Raw genomic sequence first — 19,689 nt, forward strand, 5'->3', positions numbered from 1 at the left:
CGGTGAGGCGTTCGAGGTCCGCGTCCGCTCACCGTCGCCGCTTGCCGCCCCTGCCCTCGCCGCCCTTGCGTCCACTCCTCCGGTGGATGCGACCGACCTGGGCGGCGGGCCGTCGGGCGGACTGATCGACCACTTCCTTCAGATCCGCCATCCCCGCCCGGTCGGGGTGGCCGGAGGCCAGGGGCGCAGCCAGGGTCTCGCGGGCGGGGACGTGCTGACCGCTCAGCATCTCCAGGGCTCCGTCCGGCCCCGTCGTTTCCAGGAGCTGGAGCAGGCTCTCCGCGACCATGAGGAGGCTCTCCGGCTCAGTGAGGTCATCGGCGTCGAGGATCTCGCGCCGGACCAGGACGCTGATCGCGGTGGGCGCGAGCAGAGGATCGCCGCGCAGGCCCCGGGCCACGGTATCGCCGTCGGGGTGCGCCTCGGCGAGCACATTCAGCATGGCTTCGGTGCGGGTACGGAAGGGGCAGGCACGCATAGCGTCGGTCAGCCGTTCCAGCGCCACGGCCGGGCTCGGCCGAGCGGTGATCCAGGTGGCGAGTTCGGTGCGCTCGGAGTCCGGATAGTAGTGGTCGGCGAGGACGCCGAGAAGTCCGGCGGCCGGGGCGTGGATGAGTTCGCCGAGGAGCGGTGCATCGCGGCCCTCGGCGAGCAGCCGGCGCCGTACCGAGTCGTGACCGAGTGCGGTGAGCCGGATCAACTCCACTGGTCCGTTGGTGAGTTCAGCCTCCAGGGCGCGGGCTCCGGCACGGAACTCGGCGTCCGGGTCCTGGAGGCGGGCGACCGTGCCGAAGAGTTCCGCGAGCTCGGGCGGCAGTCCGGCGGGCGGCAGCTCCGGCGCCGCGCTCAGCGGTGTCTCGACGAACGCGGGGTCGGCCATCCCCTCGTACGGCTCGATAGCACCCAGGTCCTCAAGGGCTTCGAGCACGAGGCGCAGATCTCGGTCGGCGGCTTCGAGCAGCACCGCCGACCCGGTGCCGTATCCGAGATGCGTCGATCCCCGCAGCCGCGGCCAGGGCATGGCGTAGGGCAGGCTGTAGAGGGTGTTGAGGATGTCGGGCACCACCTCCTCGAAGGTGTCGCAGACCATCGAGGGGAAGTGCCATCCGCTGCGGGGCGCGACCAGCGGATCGCGGAGACCGGTGAAGGTCTCGAAGGCGCGCCGCCACAGTGCGAGTGGGTCTTTGAGGAGGGGCCGCGCCTTGGCGACGGCGTACATCCGCCCCTTGACGATCCGTACGATCCTGGCCTTCTTCGCCCACTCGACCGCGAGCCCGAGCCGCGGCAGTTGCGCCGACGAGCGGACTCCTTCCACGCTGTCGCCCGTGCCCAGCTCGGCTACGAGCGCCCGCGCGTCCGAGATCCGCAGCGTGCCGGTCGCGGTGACCGACCTGCCTTCGCTGCCCGCCCACGCGCTGATCCCGCGCAGCCACGGCAGCACCGCGGACTGCTCGGCGAGCGCGCGCAGCTCGTCCTCGGTGGGCAGGGCGACCGGCAGCTGCGGCTCGGCGCGCTCCCTTGCTGCCGGTCCGTGCGCGAGTCGGCGGGCCATCACCTGGTCCAGCACCTTTTCGTCGCACGCGACCTCCCCGCGCCGGGCCCGCTCCACGAAACCCTGCAAGGCCTCCGGATCGTGCACGTCCGTGCCCTGCTCGGCGGCCGTGGTCACCCAGAACTTCGACAGGCCCCAGCGGGTCCGGTCGGCCATGGCGGGCCCGTACCGGGGCGTCACGGCCTCGATCGCCGAGAGGTTCTCCGCAAGCGTGGCCCCACGCGGGTCGGCGAGTCCCATCGCGTCGAGGTAGCGCAACAGCAGTGCGCGCGTGCCAGGCATGTCGCCGGGCTCGTCCCCCGGCAGCACGGTCACCGTCCGTGGCAGCCAATCCAGCAGAAATCCCTCGACGTGCCGGGGCTCCCACAGCCCGAGCCGCCCGTCGCGCGTACCGCGCTGCCGGTAGTCGAGCGCCGCCTCGACCCCGAAGCCGTCCAAGCGGTCACCGCTCTCGTCCGCCCACCGCCCCATCCGATGGATGAGGAGCCCGCACGTGGCCTCGAACTCGTCGGTCTCCTCGGGCGCGAAATACAAGCGCATCGCTCGGGTCCTGCCTGTCGTACGGTCATCACTGAGCGGCACGCTACCGGGAGGCGGTCATGCGTACGCGGGCACGAGGGTGGCGTCAACGGCCCGGCGAGGGCGTGCTCGTCGGCTATACGGAACTGAAGCGCCCGAGTATCGGCGCCGATCTCACCGTGTTCACAAGGGACAGTGCCGAGCAGTGCTCTGGTGAATGGCTCGGTCCTGTCCGCGGGTCAGCGTCTCACCCCCGCCGACGGGGCTCTGATCGCGGAGGAGCGGCGTCGGATGCTCAGGCCGAGCCGGTGTCGACCCGGTACACAATCTTCCCGTTGCATTCGGAGAATCCGAGGGACGGGTAGAAGACGCGTGCGTCCGGGTTGTCGCGGTCCGTCATCCACTCGACCCGGCTGCAGCCCGGGCGCGCGGCAGCGATGGCGCGGAGCTCGTCCATGAGTCGGGCGCCGACGCCCTGTCGGCGCAGCGTGCCGCGTTCGTAGAGCTCCTTGAGGAAGAGCGAGTGGGACGACCCCGCCGCCGGCCACAGGAACGAGTAGGCGGCAAGCCCGACGATGTCTCCGGTCTCGTCCTCGACCAGGAGGGCGGAGGCCAGCGGCGGGGACCCGAAGAGTTGGCTTTATCAAGGCCGAGCCGGGGCGCCTCGTCGTCCTCGGCATGCCGGAGGATCTGAGCGCGTTCCGCTGCTGCACTCGCGTACTCGTCTGATCACATAGAGTTTGTTTACATCGCCAACGGGCCCACACCTGCAGCTCCGCAGCCGCTCCGTGTACCGTGATGACTATGAAGGACGCAGTGCGCCCGCCCGCAGAGCCCCTCGTCACCGCAGCCGAGATCGCAAGGCTGGCGGGAGTCACGCGCGCCGCCGTCTCCAACTGGCGCCGGCGCCACGACGACTTCCCCGCGCCTGTCACCGGGAGCACGAGTAGCCCGCTCTTTGCCCTGCCCGAGATCCGGGCCTGGCTCGATAAACAACGCAAGGGTCAACAGGTGTCCAACGAAGTTCGCCTGTGGCAGCAGTTGCGCAGTGTGCACGGCGACAACATGATCCGCGGGCTCACCACCGTCGCGGAACTCCTCGCGGGATCGGCTCATGAATCCGGGACCGACCGAGACCCCGCTCTGCAAGCTCTCGTCGACGAGCTGACCGTAGAACTCACTCCTGCCGAGCTGCTCACCAATCTGACAGCACGCTATGTCGAGTCCTCTGGGCGCGCCGGATCAGAGCAGATCACCCCACCGCGCCTTATCCGGGCGATCTTGGACTTTGCAGGCGGCCATGGCGGTACGGTCTTCGATCCCGCCTGCGGCATCGGGTCTCTGCTGTTCGCCTTCAGGGCGCAAGCAGACGTGCTGACGGGCCAGGACATCGACCCCGTAAGTGCGCGCTACGCACAACTGCGTGCGGACCTGCTGGGTCTTCCCAACGTCACCATCAACCCAGGAGACGCGCTGCGCGAAGACCAGCAGCGTGAACTCAAGGCGGATCTCGTGGTGTGTGAACCACCCGTCGGCGTCGCCGACTGGGGCCGGGAGGACCTGCTCCTCGATCCGCGCTGGGAACTCGGTGTGCCGTCCCGCGCCGAGAGCGAACTGGCGTGGCTCCAGCACTGCTACTTCCACACGGCGCCGGGCGGCCGCGTCCTGATGGTGATGCCGGCGTCGGTCGCCTACCGCAAAGCCGGTCGCAGGATTCGCGCCGAGCTGGTGCGTCGTGGACTGCTCACCCAGGTCGTGGCGCTCCCACCGGGCATGGCCGCCTCGCATGCCCTTCCGGTACATCTGTGGCTGCTCAGACGGCCCGCGGGCCCCGACGATGCTGCCGACTTCGTCCGCATGACGGATCTGACCGCGAACGATCCGGACGGCAGCCTGGAGCCGGTGGAAGGGCAGACCGCTGACGTTCCACGGATCGATTTGCTTGATGACACCGTCGATCTGACCCCAGCCACGCACATCTCCGTGATGCATACGGACTTCGCGGCGGAGTACGCGGCCACACTCGCGTCCATCGAGCTTCAACTGACGTCACTGCTCACCAAGCTGCCGACTCTCACGGCTGGCTCCGGCAGCGGCTTTCTGGACGGGGCCACAGTCAGCGTCTCCGACCTTGCCCGCGCCGGACTGGTCGAGGCCCTGGGTAACGAGGCTGTCTCCACCAGCGAGCAGCTGGACACCGACTATCTGAACGGCTTCCTGCGAAGCGCTTCCAACACACGTCGCTCCACCAGCACGAGCGGAACGTTCCGCACGGACACCCGGGGTTCTCGCATCCCCCAGATGGCCATCGAGGAACAGCGCCGCTACGGAGCCGCCTTCCGCGCACTCGCCGAATTCGAGCAGCGCGTCAAGAAACTGGCGGAACTCAGCGAGCAGGCAGCAGTCTTGGCGCGTGACGGACTCACCAATGGAGCACTCGCCCCGCCCTCGTCCGACGAATGACGCGCCGTCCGCCCCCTACCGCCGCCGTACGGGCAGGAACGGGCTGGCGGAACCGCTCCACGACACATGGAGGGCCTCACGGGCCCGCGTGCACGCCACAAAGAGCACGCACCGCTCCCGCAGCAGGTCCGACTCGTGCTGAAGACGGTCGACCTCGGCCGGGGTGATCTCTCTCCCGAAGGGGACAGCGGAAGCTGTGACGCCGACGACAGCGACGCACCGGAACTCGAGACCCTTCATCGCGTGCATGGTCGCCAGGCGCACACCGGCCGTGTCGACCCCTGGGTTGTCCTTCACCCGGACCACCGGCACGCCCACTGCTTCCAGCCGGTCCCGGACCTTGTCCAAGAGCACGTTGAACCGAGTACATACGGCGATCTCTGCCGGCCGGATCCCTTGCGAGATCCACCCCTCGATCCGTTTCACCAGGGCCCCGACCTCGGCCTGTTCAGAGCTGTGCCCATCGATGTGCGGCTTTCTGCCGTGCAGCAGCGAGCGATAGCCGGACAGACTGTCGCACCCCTCACCAGCCAGGTCCTCGACCGCGACGGTATCGAGGATGCCGGTGGACCACACCAGAATCTCCTCCGTGCTCCGGTAGTTGATCCGCAGCCGGCTGGACCGCCCCGTCACCGAGACGCCGAGAGAGCTGAGCGACACATGAGAGTCGTATATCCGCTGGTGCGGATCGCCGGTGACGAACAGGTCATCGGGCCCTGGCTCGACGGCAGCGCGCAGGACGCGCCACTGGGCCGGATGCAGATCCTGCGCCTCGTCCACGACCACATGGTCGTATCCGTACGCCGCGCGGTTCGCGCCGTCGAGCAGCCGGGCGGCCTCGTCACACACCTGAAGATGCGTGCAGACACCCTGCGCCCGCAGCGCGGACCTGAACGCCTCAACGGCCCGCCAGACCTCGGCGCGCTTCAACGGCCCGAGCGCCGTCCCCCGGCCCCTGCGGGTGGCGCGCAGGTAGTCCTCTGCCGACCGGATGTCCTGCGCGAGAACGACGTGCCGGTACTCCTGCGCCAGGAACTGTTCGGTCCACGGCAGGCCAAGCTGCTTGCCCACCTTCTGCCAGATCCGCCGCTCCTCCTGGTCCCCGATGGGCGACGGCGTCCGCCCACCCAGTTCCCTCGCGAGACGGTGGGCGTACGCGTTGACGGTGGTCACATCGACGCGAGCCAGCTGGGTTTCGTCGTCGAGGAGCAGCGCGAGGTTCTCCCGCAGTGCCGCGGCGAGCGCGTTGGTGTAAGTGGTGAGCAGGACCCTCGTGTCCTGCGAACGAGACAGCAGGTGCTTGACCCGGTGCAGAGCTACGACCGTCTTGCCGGTGCCAGGTCCGCCGGACACCTGGGCAGAGCCGTTGTACGAGACGCGGTACGCCACACGCCGCTGCGACGGGTGCAGGAAGACCCGCCATGCCGCGAAGGGCTTCTCCAGGATGTCCGCGAGTTCGTCCGGCTCAGTGATCAGAGTGATGCGACTGCCGGTGTTGGCGATGGCAGCCGCAAGATCCTCGGTCGGCTCGGGCGCCGCGTGGACGGGCCGACGTACCGCGACGACATCCCGGTAGACCTCCTCCGGTGTGAACCCCTCCGCCAGGAACTGCAGCACCTCGAACTGGTCCTCAGGCAGCAGCGTCCCGAACGCATCCAGCTGCGCCCTGTCGATAACGGTGCGGACGGCCCGCAGCACCTGGTCGTCGATGCCGAGTTCGCGCAAGACCGTGTCCGAGTACGCGGCGAACAGCAGGGTGGGCGCCTCGGTCGCCGCCTTCTCCAGCGCGGGAGTCAGTTGCTCGATGGCGACGACATTGCGCACTTCGAGACCACGGGTGGCGGTGTTCACGGTGTAAAGGCGCTTCGCGGCCCACGTGTACGCGTCGTCGTGCGGCACGACGTTCAGCAGCAGGAAGACATCGCTGCCGTCGTCGGGCGCGAGGACGACGCCCCGCCAGAAGTCGTTGATGCGGATGGTCCTCATCCGTGGGTCGCGTGCCTTGTCAACCGACTCCAGGTGCAGTCCCTTGTCGGCGTGCAGCTCGGCAACGGTGAGTAGCTGGAACTTCGCCATCGCCTTCCGGACACCCGATTTAACCGTCTTCTCCAGGGCGTCGAAGCTCTGCCAGAAGGTGTTCGCGAAGGCGAGATGAGGCACGGGACGGCTCCTTTTACACCGACAGGACAGGCTCGTTGATCATACGGGCGGCACGGAGGCGAGCCGCTCCGCGAGGTTTCGGATCTCGGCGAGCAGCGGGTGGGGCGGCTGGTCGAGGTCCAGGGCGTGCTGGTGAATCGTGATGGCCGCGTTGCGGATGCGGTGGGCCGCGTGCGGGGCGTTGCCCTTGGCGTAGATGAGATGCCCGTCGTGGAGGCCGAGCGCCGTGCAGTAGGCGAGCATCTGATAGAGGTCGGCGTCTGGGAATCCCTCGTGTTTCTCCGCCTTGTACTTGGCGTCGGCGACCGCGCGCGGCCGACCGTCGTCGGCGTACCAGACGAAATCGGGACGCATACGGACGGCGTCGTCCTGGTCCAGATGGATTCCTTGGGCTTGGAGCGCGGGTCGGCCGCCGTACGGGGCGAGGGACTCGCGCAGCGCCGTGCAGACGAAGTCCTCGAAGAGCTTGTTCATGTCGAACAGGAAGCCGTCGATGCGCAGCTGCCCCTCGTCGTGCTCTGCCGATGCCCCGCGCAGCACGGTCTCGGCGAGGCGGAGCGCGCCGTGGTAGCGGGCATTGAGGCGGGTGGGCCGCCACATCGGCAGAGCGTGCCCGCGTACGAGAGGTGTCACGTCCGCCAGACGCGCCCGATGGTGCGCCAAACGGCGGCGTACGGCGCCGGGAACGCCGGGCAGCCTCAGGAGCCGTTCGACGGCGGCGCACAGAATGCGGTTCTCCGCGATGTCGGTGGTGTACTCGTCGTACACGATCTCGACGGGGAGGGCGGCGCCGAATCGACGCCGTATCTGGTCGGCCTCACGGATGCGGCCGCGCACGACGAAGGCGCTCTCCTCGGTGGTCCGGTAGCCCTGCACCAGCCCTTGCGCGAGTGCCCGCGCCAATTGCCGTTCGTAGGCGTGGGCAAAAGCCGGCAGCACCTCGGTGTGCTCGGCGACGTCGACGCTCTCGTCGTACGGGGCGGAGTGCGGGGAGAGTGCATAGCCCAGGAGGAAGAACAGCCGGGCGATCGGCACCTTCGGAGTGACCCGGAGGGTAACGGTCCCCGCGCCGGGGACCGTCAGGGCAACCGCGCCGACCTTGCTGCCCGCGCGGAGCCGCCAGTGGCCGGGGAGATACGGGTCGGGCGCGGCGTCGACGATGCGGGAGGCGGCGAGGGCCCGCCCGACCACGTCCGGGAGAGGACGCGGGACCGGCGGGGCATGCTCGACAAGGTGGATGGTCGTCACGACGCGTCGTCGACGCCGACGTCGGACGGTTCGCCCCACACGAGGTCGCCGGGCTGCACGGCGAAGCGTTGCATACGGGTGGCCACGAGCTTGCGGAGGGCTTCCAGACCGTAGCGGGCCTGGACGTCGATGCCATCGCCGTAGTGGTGCTCCTCCAGCAGCGGAAGAATCTTGGTGCGCCACGTGCGTTCCAGCCCTCCCTGGCGGTAGACCCCCTTCTTCATGAGGTAGGAGGGTCCTATGCGGAAGTCGGGCTCCTCGATCCGGGAGTTGAGCGCGTCGAGGAGGTCCGCCGGCTCGGAGTCCAGCTCTCTGTCGGCGAGCCAGCGGCGTAGCAGTCCGCGGGTCGGCTCGGTCCGGGGCGAGAGTTCGACGAACGCGAAGCGTCGGCGCATGGCGGCGTCGACGAGGGCGATGGAACGGTCGGCGGTGTTCATGGTGCCGATGACGAACAGGTTGGGTGGCAGCGCGAAGTCGTCTCCGGAGTAGGTGAGGCGCACGGACTTGTTGCGGTATTCGAGCAGGAAGTACAGCTCGCCGAAGACCTTCGCCAGGTTGGCCCGGTTGATCTCGTCGATGATCAGGAAGTGCGGGATGTGCCTGTTGCCCTCGCGGGACGCGAGGTCGGCCAGTTCACGCAGCGGCCCCGCGGTGAGCCGGAAGGCGACCTCGCGGGTCTCGGGGTCCTCACGGGGCCGGAAGCCCTCGAAGAAGTCCTCGTAGGAGTAGGAGGGGTGGAACTGCACGAGCTTGACCTGCTCGGGGCCGCCGCCGAGGAACGTGGCGAGTTCGAGCGCCAGGAAGGTCTTACCGGTGCCGGGCGGTCCGTACAGGACGAGCTGCCGCTCGTCCCAGAGCAGGTCGCGCAGCTCAGGCAGCCACGCGACGTCGTGGACGAGGAGTTCGGCGGCCAGTTCCGGGCCCGGCTGGGGCAGTTCGAGCTCGCGGCGGCGCTCGGTGATCGCGGCGATCTCGGCGCTCGCGTCGCCTTCGACGGCTGCCTCGGCCTCCGCGGCGAGTTCCGCATCGGACAAGCCAAGGCCGTCGAGAAGTGTCTTGACCACGCTCAGGTCCACCATGTCGTGCTGTATGGACAGCTTCTGCTGAAGCTCCTCGGGGAGCTCGTCGTACGGATATCCGCCGTCCTGCCACTCGACGGGCCGCCCCAGATTGGACCGGCCTCCGTCCGAGACGGTCTGCTCGGCGGAACCGGTGACCTCACCGACGTAGAGCCGTCCGCCCGAGATAGTGCACACCGTGTCGCCGGGCTTCATCCGGGACAGGAAAGCATGCAGTTCCTCGACCAGCTCCAGCTTCTGGTTGTACGTGGCCGCCGACGCGTAGTCTTCCTCGACCAAGGACCGCAACTGGTCCTTGGTGACCCCCTGCTCGACGCCTTGCCGCAGTCTGGAGGCGGCGACAGAGATCCGCTGCTCGGGAAGCCACATCCGCTGCACGAGGTCGAGGCCGGAGACGTTGGAGCCGCGCACGAGCCAGGCTCGGTTGGGTCCCCACCCCACGTTGTTGAGGAAGTCAGCCAGCGGATGCCCGTCGGCGGTCTTCCACTCCACCCATCCGTTGGCACTGCGCCCCACCAGGATCTCGGCCGCGGCCGACGGCGAATTGCACTCGATGTCCCGGACCGTCTCCAGCCGGCCCGGCCAGGTCGTCGACTCGCGGATCGCCCCCTCTTCGATCAACTCCTGCCTGAGACGGTGGGATGACGGCATACGGAGCGGGAACGAAGGCACCACCTCGGTCCGGACCGGAGACGCCGCGAGGACGACGAACTTCTGGCTCCCATTCGTCCCTTTCTCCGCCAGCAGCCGTCCCCTGGCCAGCGGCCCCCCGCCCGGCAGACGCAACAGGAACTCCGGATACTCGGCAGGCTCTGGCTGGCGCCCGTGCTCGTCGCTCACACTCACTCCTCGGCCGGGCGCCGCGCGACGCCCCCTTCGACAACTACGCTCTGCGACCCTATCCGCGGGGATCCGACAACCGACACTGGCCACGGAGACCGGTCCGTCACGTGAGCGTATTGGTCACGTGACGGACCGATAGAGCGGCCGGTCTCCCGCCTGCCGGGCCAGGGATCGTGGGCTGCCAGATGCCGTTGGGGGCCGTATCCAGCAGCCGCCATCGCCTGTATGCGCCTGCGACGCCTGTCGTCGAGTCGTGGTCGAGGGTCACGCCATGGGCTATTTCGTTGCGCCCCTCGGCGAAGGCGTCGATGGCGTAGGCCTTCGGTGGCTCACTCAGCCACCGGCGTAGCTGGTCACCGAGCTGGGCACCCGTCTTGACGTAGTCGAGTCCGCTGGTGACCACCATGCGGTAGCGGCGGGTGTTCATGGCGTGGTTCCTCGCGTTGACGGCGGCAGCCTGGCCCGGATCAGAGCCTGGCTGAGGGCAGGACGTTCAGCAGCTCGGTCACGTCCTGATGCCAGGCACGTACCTCGGCGGGAGTGGGGGGCAGCTCGTAGGTGTGGTGGTGGCAGGCGGCGCTGAGGGCGGACCAGACGGCGTACCACTGCCGGGCGACGGACGGCCTGACGTACCACTGCAGGCTGAGCATCCTGCTGCGTCCGTTGCGGGTCATGTTCGGGCTGACGCCGCGCCAGAAACCGTCGAGTGTCTCGTCCAGCGCAAGCCGGAGCAGGACCGCGGCGGCGCGGGCCCGCAGGCCGGGGGTGAGGGTGTGGGTGATGTCCGGCGGCGGGCTGAGCAGCCGGTCGGCGGCGGCGAGAAGGCCGCTGGTGGGGAGAGTCACCGGGCCTGCACCGCCTTCACGAGCCGCTCGGTGCGCCGGACCAGTTCCTTGCGGTCGCCGACGGGCATGCCGGCCTGGTGCGAGGCTTCGTTGCACTGCCTGATCAGTTCCTTGGCCCAGGGGCCGTGGTCGCTTGCGATGGAGTCGAGGACGGTGCCGGGCTCCACCGACAAGGCAAGCGCCACAAGTCCGATGAGAGGCCCCGCCTTCGCGATCAACTCCGCAACGGCGCGCTCACCGAGCCCGGCCTTGCGCAGTGTGTTCCGGGCGGCGTCCAGATAGGCCGCCTCCAGAGCCACTCGGCACATCGCGGGCAGCACCCTGTCGGCAACCTCCTGCGGCAGGTTCGTGTCCAGGGCGATGGCTCGCGCCTCTTCCAGCGCCTGGCTCACCGGGTCACTGACCGGGACGACGTCGACGACCGAGTCGGTCTGCCGGGACACCCGCTTGACCGTTGCCTTGATGCCGAGACGGCCGATGGACTCCTCGAGCCGGGTGTCGTGGGTGAAGACGACAACCTGCCGATGCTGTGCGTAGATGTCGAGAACCTTGGCCAGGCCGTCGACCTTCTCCGGGTCCATGGACTGGACCGGGTCGTCGATCACCAAGAACTTGAACGGGCTGCCCTGGTGCGTGGCGCGCGGGATGAACAGGGACAGCGCCAGCGAGTGCAGTTCGCCCTGGCTCATGACACCGAACGCAGGCGCTTCCATGGCGTCCACGGAAACGTCGAGCACGACCTTGCGCTGGTTGGCGGCGCCCGCAAGGCTGATCGAGCCGAGCGCGACACTGCTGCGCTCGCACAGCAGCTTCCACACCGCCTGCGACTGGTCGGCGATGGGCCTGAGCCGCTCGTCGCGCAGTTCGTCGGTCGTCTTCCTCAGCCACGCCCGGACAGCCTTGATCTGCCGGATGCGGGGCTGCGCCTGCTCGGCGGCCTCGGCCTGTCGCAGCCATTCGCTGAGGCGCCCGGCCACGGTCTGCCAGCGCCCGTCCTGGTCGGCGAGCCGCTGTGCGGAGTCCTCGCGCAACTGGTGGCAGGCGTCGCCGAGAACGGCCTCGGCCCGCTCGACCCGGTCCGCCAGTTCCCGGGGCTCAACGACGGCACGGCACGCGGCCCAGTCACGCCAGAGGGCGGCGAGCGAAGGCTCGTCAGCCTGTAGCCAGGCCGGAACAGGCTGCACCAGGTCGTGGACGTCCCGGACGGCAGCGGCCAGTTCCCGGCGTGCGGCTTGCGCCTCGGCCGCCTGGATCTGGAGCCGTTCGACCTGCTCCCGGGCTCCCTCAGCCCAGGCCCGGTCGAGACGGTTAACGCCACCGCAGACGGGGCAGTCGGCGGAGTCGGGGTGGCGGCGACGATGGTCCAGGGCGTTTTCCAGCAGCCCGATCAGTCGCCTCGCGTCCTCGGCCGAGCTGTACCGCGCGTCCTCGGCGTCGGCGGCGGCCTTGCGGAGCCGCGTCACGGCAGCGCTGACGGTCCGCCGGTCGGGGGCCTCCAGACCGGCGAGCCGTCGCAGGCGGGCGAGCGCGCTGTCGTCGGCAACGGTGTGGTCCTTGAGAAGCGCGCGCACCCGGTCGAGGTCGGGCCGGCGTCCGCCGAGTGCCGCGACCGCCTCCGCGGCCCGCGGATCGTCGAGCTCGGACAGCTCCCGGGCGACAGTGCCGGTGAGTTCGGTGGCGGCCGCGACGGTGTCGGTGAGGGCCTTGGCAAGGGCGCGTGCCTGCTTGTCGATATCACCGAGCAGTTCCAGGCCGAGGATCTGGGAGAGCGCGTCATGCAGGGCGGTCAGTGGCCCGTTGATCATCGCGCCGAGTTCGCTGTAGGGGAGGAACGGCCGGTAGAGCGACAGCTCCTCCGAGCCGACGATCTCGTGCAGCTCCGCTGCAGCTCCCTCGACCACCGTGCGGGAGTCGTCCACACCGGTGCCGGTCCAGCTGCGGCGCAGGGTGACTGGCTCGCTCCCGTCGCCGTAGGACAGCGCGACGGCAACCTGCGGGTCCGTGTGGTCGTGCAGATTACGCCAGCCCTGCTTCCAGATCTGGGTGCGCCCCTGCCACCGGAAGTTGTCCCCGGTCAGCGCCATCTCTGCGGCTTCGGCGAAGCTCGACTTTCCGGAGCCGTTACGGCCGGCAATCACCGTCAGGCCGGGTTCGGGCCGGAGTTCGAGCGTGGTGGCGGGCCCGATGCCGCGCCAGCCGGCGGCCGAGATGGATCGCAGAAACAGGGGGTGGCCCCGGCCATCGCTCCTGGCCTGGGCGTCGGGCAACAGGTCGCGGAGTAATTCCTGCGCATCTGCTGCCAGCCCGGACTCCGGCAGCCGGCCGAGCAGCAGGTCGCGCAGGGATGCGGGGGCGGGCTGTGCATCGTGGGTCATGGTTCGGACTCCTGTGCTGGGTGGGGCAGTTGAGAGCGGCATACCAGTCATTGCACGCAGTTGCCTGACCGAGCATGGCGCACACTTGTTAGCGTCGTCAACAGACTTCCGAGAATTCAAGATTCGAATCCGTGTACGCAACTCGCCAGCATGTCCAGGCTCCGCTGAGTCACACCGTCGGACCCCCGGCCGTGATGCAGCGACGCCCAGGACCACAGGCCGGGGACAGCGAGCCGCCTTGGCCGACCTGTGTAGTCCCGTGTGCGTGGCCTGCTGCTCGGGTCGGCGTTGGTTTGCAGGCAGCTGAGCCTTTGACCGACCGCGCACACGTCCACCAAGATCAGTTGTGGCATGTCACCAAGCAGCAGCAAGGGGTGGGGGAACAGCTGTGAAATCGACCGGAGCGGACTTCGTCGGCGAGTGGGAGAACCCGGAGCCGGAGGACGATGGGAGAGACCCGCTGGATCTCGCCGCCTCCTATGTGAGAGGCATCCGCAGCTACGCCCGGCTGCTGGAAGGCGAGCCGGGAGAGGTGATCGAGCTGGCGATACGCACGGCCCAGCGCGCCTTCGACGAGATCGGCGCGTGCAACGCCGTCTTGGACCATGCTTCGGACCGTAGCGCGGCACCCGCACCTGCCGGCCGAACGGGTCGGTGTGCTCCCTCGATGCCAACTCTCGGGCGAGTTTCCCGCGCTGGCGTGTCGTGAGCTTCGTGTCGATCAGGTCCTGGATCAGGCCGTAGCGGAACAGGCCCACCTGCCGGGCCCGCTCCGCCCGGCGAGGGTCCTCGTCCTCACTCGGTGACATAGGCAACCCACCTCGCGTTTCGAACAGAGCCCGCCGCTTCGCCGGCGGACACGATCAAGACTCCCGGCACCTCCCGATCCCGCCCAAGGGCGGCCCGTGTTGATCAAATAGCGGCAGAAGGCGAGGTCAGAACCCTGCCGTCTATCGCCCGGCCGGCGAACTCCCACCGCGACACCGTGAGCATCCCCGGCCACCTCGCCGAGGCCGCCCGATGGGCGGCCGCGACCGCCGAGACGGCATCGGCGAGCGTCGAAGGCGCCGCGTCCGGCACCACCGGGTCGTCGGCGAGCGCGACCAGAGCAACGGTGAAGTGGCGGCGCACGGCCTCCGCCCGCCCGGCGAACGCCCGCAGCCAGCCGCGGACCGTGCCCTCGGCCCGCCCCAGATATGCGGCGACCTGGCGGTGCCCCATGACCAACGCGGCTATCTCCAGCCCGGCCCCGATCACCACGGCCGCATCCGCCCGCCGCGGCCAGAACACCTCCGCCAGCAACACGTGCGTGACGCCGCAGCCCGAACAACGCGTTCGGCGCGGCCGAAGAAGGAACCGGGCCCCGAGATCACCCCGGATCTCCCGGGGCTGGCTATGTCCCCACGGCGCCAGGACCGCCCCGCATGACGGACAAGTCAGCAGCCGATCCCGCAGCTGCCGTTCCACCAGCAGCACATCCGAGTCCACGATCAGCACCCGACAGCCCTCGCAGCCACGACGTACTCCCGCTCCGAGTACGGACGGAGTATCGCCAGCCTGCCCAAACGCCAAAGGATCATGCTGCTCAAGACGATCCCGCGTGCACTCACCACAGATCGGGCCGTGGGGCACTCAGATTGCGTGTCGGTCCTGGTCACTAGAGTCCCAATGACCGGTGGCCGGACGCGCGGCTGTGCCCCCGAGGGCGATGGGTGCTCTCGGGGGCACAGTCCTTTCCGTTCTCTACCACCAGCAGGGCCAGCAGTGGCAACACCACGTGCTGACGTGCACGAACACGCTCACGACGACATCCATCCTGATCACCTCCTCCCTCCGCCGGAATCCCCCCAAGCGGGCCGCCGCCCGGGTCAGGCCGTGGCGATGGCCAAGTCCGAGGTGGCGTGCGCGATGTCGGTGTGGACGCCTGCGGTGACCTTGTAGGAGCAGCGGGCCACCAGCAGGTCCCCGTCGTTGGCCGCCAGGCTCGCGAAGTCCGCGCGAAGCTGCTCGCGGCGGACGGCGTGGGTGGGCGTAAGGGGAATGTCCAGGGTCTGGGAGCCGATGACCTGGTTGGTGGTGAGGTTGGTGACGGTCACGATCAGGCGGTGGGCGCTGGCGAAACCGTTCAGCTCGGCGCCGATCTCGATGTCCGCGACCTGCTCAAGCGCCACGGGTTCACGGACATCGACGCGCGCGTGCTCGCACCGCCGGAAGCTGGCAAGCTCGGGACACTATTGGTGCGGGCAGGGATCGCCAGGTAGGGCCTGACAGCAGCTCGCGGGGCGAAGCGTAAGCACCTGGCCGTCGACTGAGCACGACTCCTATCCCGTGGGAAATCTGGTCCTCCCGGTGCCGTCGTGCGCCTGCCAACCGACGTATCCGCTCGGCTGCCTGCCGGCCACGGCTAATCGGTGTTCTGTCCGTCCGCACCAGAATAATTGCCGACAATAATGTGAGGTGCGCCGGACATTCAGTACTGCCACGGTCTTCCCACGTTGATGGATCTTTCTGGGAGGTGGGCATGTCCCCTCTGACAGTCGGGTACCGAGTCGGGTACTCAACGAACGGCACTTCAGGTGTGTCCTTCTGGCGCTTCGAGGCGGATACCCTGCGGCGCGCATGCGCTGATGAGCGCCCTGCATTGCACGAGGCACTGTTCTCCCTGCGTGCCGATCTGGCCGACGTTCTCTACGTGCCTCTGCGGGCGGACTTTGAAGACCAGGTCACGCGGGCGTTGGTACAGGCGGAGGTACGAGCCGCCAAGAAGCAGCTTGTCGTGGATGCCATGGCCACGCAGCAGGCGCAGCCAGCTCTGAACGACTTCGCAACCGAGTTGGCGACGAAGCGGGCGACTCTGCTCCCGAGACGCACGGAGGACGGTGACGTCGGGATGCCGAGTTGGAATGAGAACGAACTCGCCCGCGTGGCGCACATGCTCCATCACGGCTTCGGGTTGTCGATGCCCGCTGCGGCCTGCGTGCTCACCGACGCGGGTTACTTCCGCCCCGGTCGTGGCTTCGACGACCACCTGAACCGACAGTTCATTCATCGGCTGCTCCACGTCTGGAGCCTCGACCCTGATGGGCCTCGAACTGTCCAAGGTGATGACATCCGTCGTTGGGGCCGATCTGCCAGTCTCTTCGAGTTGCCGCCGGCCATGGTTGTGTACGGGCTGGATCCGGCTACTGATCACACGCAGCGCGCCCAACAGCTTGCACAGGAGCACGGATTCGTGTGCGGTGGCTCGGCCACAGCGGAGCGCGGGGACCGAGGGCTGCCGCAACTGCTGCGGCTTATATGCGACTTTCACGCTGTGCGTGCCTTGTATGTCCTGGACGCCGATCTCTTCGCCGACGATGTCGAGCGACAGATTGTCTACGCCCTTGCCGAGCGGTTCGGGGTGAAGGTGCTCGAGGACGCCCGCCCAGTGCGGGCCGGGTTCAACGATCCATCCGAGGACGGGGTTCTGCGCCAGGGGACCCGCCTGTTCACTGCCTTACGTTGGTACGACAAGGCAACTGTGCTCGAGAGCCACCGAACACGCGATCACGCACGGGCGAGAGCTCTGCAGCTACAGGACCAGCTGTTCAACTACAGAGAGATCGCCCACAGGCTCAACGCAGAGGCGGTGCCATCCAGCACACGCGACGGCGGCTGGGGAAAGGGCAGAATCGAAACGCTGCTGAATGGTGATGCGTCATGAGCGGCGTGCGGCAGGTTGCCCGTCGGGAGAGAGCGCTGACCCGACAGAGAGAGCGTGCCGGCGTCCGCCTGAGTGCGCACGCCCGTAGCCGGGCGGAGGAACTGGGTTTCAGCGAGACCGACGTGCTGCAGTGCGTCATCTCCCCGGAGCAGACGTACGGCGGCGGTCCTGCTCATCCGCCTGGGCGGCGCGTCCTCCAACGTAAGGACTGCACATGCGTCGTCGACCCCGATGCCCACGTCGTCATCACGGTTCTGCTGCGAGGACAGCATCGCTGGGAACACGGTGTGCACAGCCGCCGCTCCGACAGCCAGGGTGAGTTCGTCTGGCGGGTCCGGTGAGCCACGGACGTCATAGTTACTGCGCACCGACAAGATGAGGCTGCCCCGGACGGTCAGATCCTGAGGCGGCGTCACGGGCACCCAGGCCGACGGCGACTGCGAACAGTTGCCCGACTTCGACTGGCGAGTTCGAGCAAGCGCGCGACCAGTGGTGAGGCAACAGCGTCGCCGCGCGGAAGCGGGAGGGAAGCTGTCGCATCCGGACGCTCCAGGTGGCGGCGCCGGGAAGACGGACAGCCGGTCCACGTGGTCCCGCAGCGGGACGCCCTCACGGAAGGGCGCGAGACCGTGAATGCTCAGCCCGCAGCCTTCCGTGAAGCTGCGCTCGCCCAAAGGAGACCGGCTCGCAGTCGGCCAGTTTCAGGCGCATCGAAGGCGGCGGCTGACTCAGCAGTCCCGCATTTTCGGCGACTCCGAGGCGACCGCTGCGGCGTCGCCGGGGCGGGTAAGCCGCCCAAGCGCGGGAGCGTGGGCCTACGGCGTTGCGAATTTCGCATCACTTCCATAGGCTGGCCTCATGAGAATGACTGTGATCGACCGTGTACGCAAAGTCATGGACGCAGCCGCAGTCCCGCAGTCAGCATTCGCCAAGAACATAGGGCTCACCCCCGACAAACTGTCGAAGTCGCTCAGCGGTGTCCGGCGGTTCACGTCGCTCGATCTGGCCCGGATCGCGGAGTGCGGCGAGACCACGGTGGACTGGCTGTTGACCGGGCGTGAGCCCCTCCGCCCTGTATTCGCGGCCCGCACCAGTGGCGCTACGGTCGACGAGGGTGGTCGGGACAGACTCAGGGATCTCCTCGAGCGGTTCACCACCGCCCACGAAGTGCTGGACGCCCTCGGACGAGCGTCTGAACTGCCGGAACTCCCCTGCGTACGGACCGACACGGGGCGCTATGTCGACCAGGGTGCGGCGCTCGCCGAGGATGCCCTCGAGCGACTCGCCGCCAATGGAGTGCCGGCCGTCGGCGACCTGGAGACATCCGAACTCGTCGACGCCCTGGAGCATGTCTTCGGCGTCGACGTCGCCAAGATCAGCCTGCCTGACGGGGTCGACGGTGCCGCCTGGCAGGCCGATGGGTTCCGGCTCATCATGACCAGCCAGACGCCGGTCCCGACTCGCCAGCGCTTCACTCTCGCCCACGAACTGGGTCACATCCTCGCTCGGGACGCCCAGGACCTGCTCACGGAGTCCCAGCTGGCGCCGGGGCGTCAGAAGGATCTGACCGAGGTGCGTGCCAATGTGTTCGCCGCGAATCTCTTGATGCCTCGGCCCGAGCTCAGCGCCGCCGTACGGGGGCACACCCTCACGGACGAAGAGCTCTGGTCACTGGTCGTGCGCTTCAAGGTATCGCCGAGCGCTCTTGCCGCGCGGTTGTCGCAGCTGGGCTTCATCGATGCCGGGACGAGAAGCCGGCTGCGCGGAGTCACCACAGAGACCTGTCACCTGCTGACGGGACACAGCGACGTCCTCGCCGCCCGCACGGCCTGGTCACAGGCCATGCGGCTGCCCTTCCGGCCGATCCAGGCGCTGTACGACGGCTACGTTGCCGGAGAGACCACCCTCCGCCCGCTCGCTGCCTATACGGGCATGGCTGTCGACGATATCCGGGCGGCGATCGAGCCCGAGCCGGAGGATCCCGCACCGGCCCCGGCCCATGCTGACGAAGGGGACCTGGTCTTCCAGCCATGACGCGCCACTGCTGGTTTCCGGACAATACTGTGCTGTGCAACTTAGCGGCCGTCGACCGTCTGAGTCTGCTCGAGAAGGTCCTCGACGGCCGCGGCCGCTGGACACAGGCGGTCGCTGCCGAAGCCCACCAGTCCACCCGGCACTGGCCGCACCTGCGCCAGGTGACCGCGGACGGATGGCTCGGCGACCCCATCGAGATCGACGACCCCGCCGAAACCGCACTGGTGGACCGCATACGCCGAGTGGTTTTCGCCGGCTCGCCCTCACGTCCACTGCAACACCTGGGCGAAGCGGAGACGCTGGTCGTCATCGAGCACCGCCGCGAGTTCACGGACTCCGTCTGGATCACGGATGACGGGGAAGCGGGGCACTACGCACGCCGCAAGGGCATCCGCGTCAAGGACACTGTCGACATCATGCGCGAGGCCGTTGTAGACACCCTGGTCCTACCTGCGGAGGGCCATCGGCTGCTGCTCGCGATGGGGGCGGCCGATCGTCATCTGCGGGGCGTTCCGCAGAGACCTGAGGATCTGTCTCTGAGAGGGCGGTTCGTCCTCTGAGAGGCGAACCGCCCTCTGAGAGGGCGTTTACGTAGCTTCGTTTCGATATGCGGCTTTCGTCGGTGCCCCGCTTCGTCCAGGTTCATTCGATACATGAGTTACGTCCCCTCGCGGTCCCTCCGACCGGCCGCCCGTTTCGCTCGCTTCTGCGACTCGAAGTCCGTCTGGTTTGAAGACGCGGTAGAAACGCCGTACTGGTGGCGGAACCTCACCGTCCGCCGCCAGCGTGACCACGCTGGGCCGTGAGCCAGCGGAAGCCGTACCCCAGCGACCTGTCCGACGCCCGGTGGGCCTTGATCGAGCCGACG

15 protein-coding genes are annotated in these 19,689 nt (G+C 68.4%); 5 read left to right on the forward strand and 10 right to left on the reverse strand.

The window, feature by feature from the left end; genetic code table 11:
- Positions 1-28: 28 nt before the first annotated feature.
- Both NLX86_RS09800 and NLX86_RS09805 read right to left on the reverse strand, forming a co-directional pair.
- On the reverse strand, positions 29-2,092 hold the full coding sequence (locus NLX86_RS09800) for a hypothetical protein (RefSeq protein ID WP_254371209.1): 2,064 nt from the start codon (positions 2,090-2,092) through the stop codon (positions 29-31).
- A gap of 274 nt (positions 2,093-2,366) precedes the next feature.
- Entirely contained in the window at positions 2,367-2,687 is a 321-nt protein-coding gene (locus NLX86_RS09805; protein ID WP_308409566.1) for a GNAT family N-acetyltransferase, read from the reverse strand.
- 188 nt (positions 2,688-2,875) lie between these two features.
- Between NLX86_RS09805 and NLX86_RS09810 the strand changes: the two genes are divergently transcribed.
- Positions 2,876-4,534, forward strand: a complete 1,659-nt coding sequence (locus NLX86_RS09810; RefSeq protein WP_254371210.1) for an N-6 DNA methylase — start codon at positions 2,876-2,878, stop codon at positions 4,532-4,534.
- A 15-nt stretch (positions 4,535-4,549) separates the two neighbouring features.
- On the opposite strand, the gene NLX86_RS09815 is transcribed toward NLX86_RS09810, so the two are convergent.
- The 6 genes from NLX86_RS09815 to NLX86_RS09840 form a co-directional block, all read right to left on the reverse strand.
- Positions 4,550-6,694, reverse strand: a complete 2,145-nt coding sequence (locus NLX86_RS09815) for a UvrD-helicase domain-containing protein (RefSeq protein WP_254371211.1) — start codon at positions 6,692-6,694, stop codon at positions 4,550-4,552.
- 39 nt (positions 6,695-6,733) lie between these two features.
- Entirely contained in the window at positions 6,734-7,942 is a 1,209-nt protein-coding gene (locus NLX86_RS09820; RefSeq protein ID WP_254371212.1) for an McrC family protein, read from the reverse strand.
- The gene (locus NLX86_RS09825) at positions 7,939-9,861 is read right to left on the reverse strand and encodes a DUF4357 domain-containing protein (protein ID WP_254371213.1); all 1,923 of its coding nucleotides are present in this window, start codon (positions 9,859-9,861) and stop codon (positions 7,939-7,941) included. The genes NLX86_RS09820 and NLX86_RS09825 overlap by 4 nt, the downstream gene beginning before the upstream one ends.
- 106 nt (positions 9,862-9,967) lie before the next feature.
- Positions 9,968-10,291 carry a hypothetical protein gene (locus NLX86_RS09830; protein ID WP_254371214.1) on the reverse strand — a complete coding sequence of 108 codons (324 nt, stop codon included), beginning with the start codon at positions 10,289-10,291 and terminating at the stop codon, positions 9,968-9,970.
- A gap of 40 nt (positions 10,292-10,331) precedes the next feature.
- The gene (locus NLX86_RS09835) at positions 10,332-10,709 is read right to left on the reverse strand and encodes a hypothetical protein (RefSeq protein WP_254371215.1); all 378 of its coding nucleotides are present in this window, start codon (positions 10,707-10,709) and stop codon (positions 10,332-10,334) included.
- Positions 10,706-13,084: an AAA family ATPase gene (locus tag NLX86_RS09840; RefSeq protein ID WP_254371216.1), complete on the reverse strand. Its 2,379-nt coding sequence runs from the start codon at positions 13,082-13,084 to the stop codon at positions 10,706-10,708. The genes NLX86_RS09835 and NLX86_RS09840 overlap by 4 nt, the downstream gene beginning before the upstream one ends.
- 388 nt (positions 13,085-13,472) lie before the next feature.
- On the opposite strand from NLX86_RS09840, the gene NLX86_RS09845 reads away from it, so the two are divergent.
- The gene (locus NLX86_RS09845) at positions 13,473-13,793 is read left to right on the forward strand and encodes a hypothetical protein (RefSeq protein ID WP_254371217.1); all 321 of its coding nucleotides are present in this window, start codon (positions 13,473-13,475) and stop codon (positions 13,791-13,793) included.
- Between the two features lie 203 nt (positions 13,794-13,996).
- Here the strand turns inward: NLX86_RS09845 and NLX86_RS34405 are convergent, their stop codons facing one another.
- A complete protein-coding gene (locus NLX86_RS34405) occupies positions 13,997-14,716 on the reverse strand; it encodes a DUF6431 domain-containing protein (RefSeq protein WP_308409565.1) in 720 nt (239 codons plus the stop codon).
- A gap of 236 nt (positions 14,717-14,952) precedes the next feature.
- On the reverse strand, positions 14,953-15,255 hold the full coding sequence (locus NLX86_RS09855) for a hypothetical protein (RefSeq protein ID WP_254371219.1): 303 nt from the start codon (positions 15,253-15,255) through the stop codon (positions 14,953-14,955).
- A gap of 407 nt (positions 15,256-15,662) precedes the next feature.
- On the opposite strand from NLX86_RS09855, the gene NLX86_RS09860 reads away from it, so the two are divergent.
- From NLX86_RS09860 to NLX86_RS09870, 3 genes are all read left to right on the forward strand, one after another.
- Complete coding sequence (locus NLX86_RS09860) at positions 15,663-16,787, forward strand: hypothetical protein (protein WP_254371220.1); 1,125 nt, start codon at positions 15,663-15,665, stop codon at positions 16,785-16,787.
- Between the two features lie 858 nt (positions 16,788-17,645).
- Positions 17,646-18,821, forward strand: a complete 1,176-nt coding sequence (locus tag NLX86_RS09865; RefSeq protein ID WP_254371221.1) for an ImmA/IrrE family metallo-endopeptidase — start codon at positions 17,646-17,648, stop codon at positions 18,819-18,821.
- A gap of 29 nt (positions 18,822-18,850) precedes the next feature.
- Entirely contained in the window at positions 18,851-19,381 is a 531-nt protein-coding gene (locus tag NLX86_RS09870) for a hypothetical protein (RefSeq protein WP_254371222.1), read from the forward strand.
- Positions 19,382-19,689: the final 308 nt, after the last annotated feature.

Source organism: Streptomyces sp. A3M-1-3 (assembly GCF_024213665.1).
Taxonomy (GTDB): Bacteria; Actinomycetota; Actinomycetes; order Streptomycetales; family Streptomycetaceae; genus Streptomyces.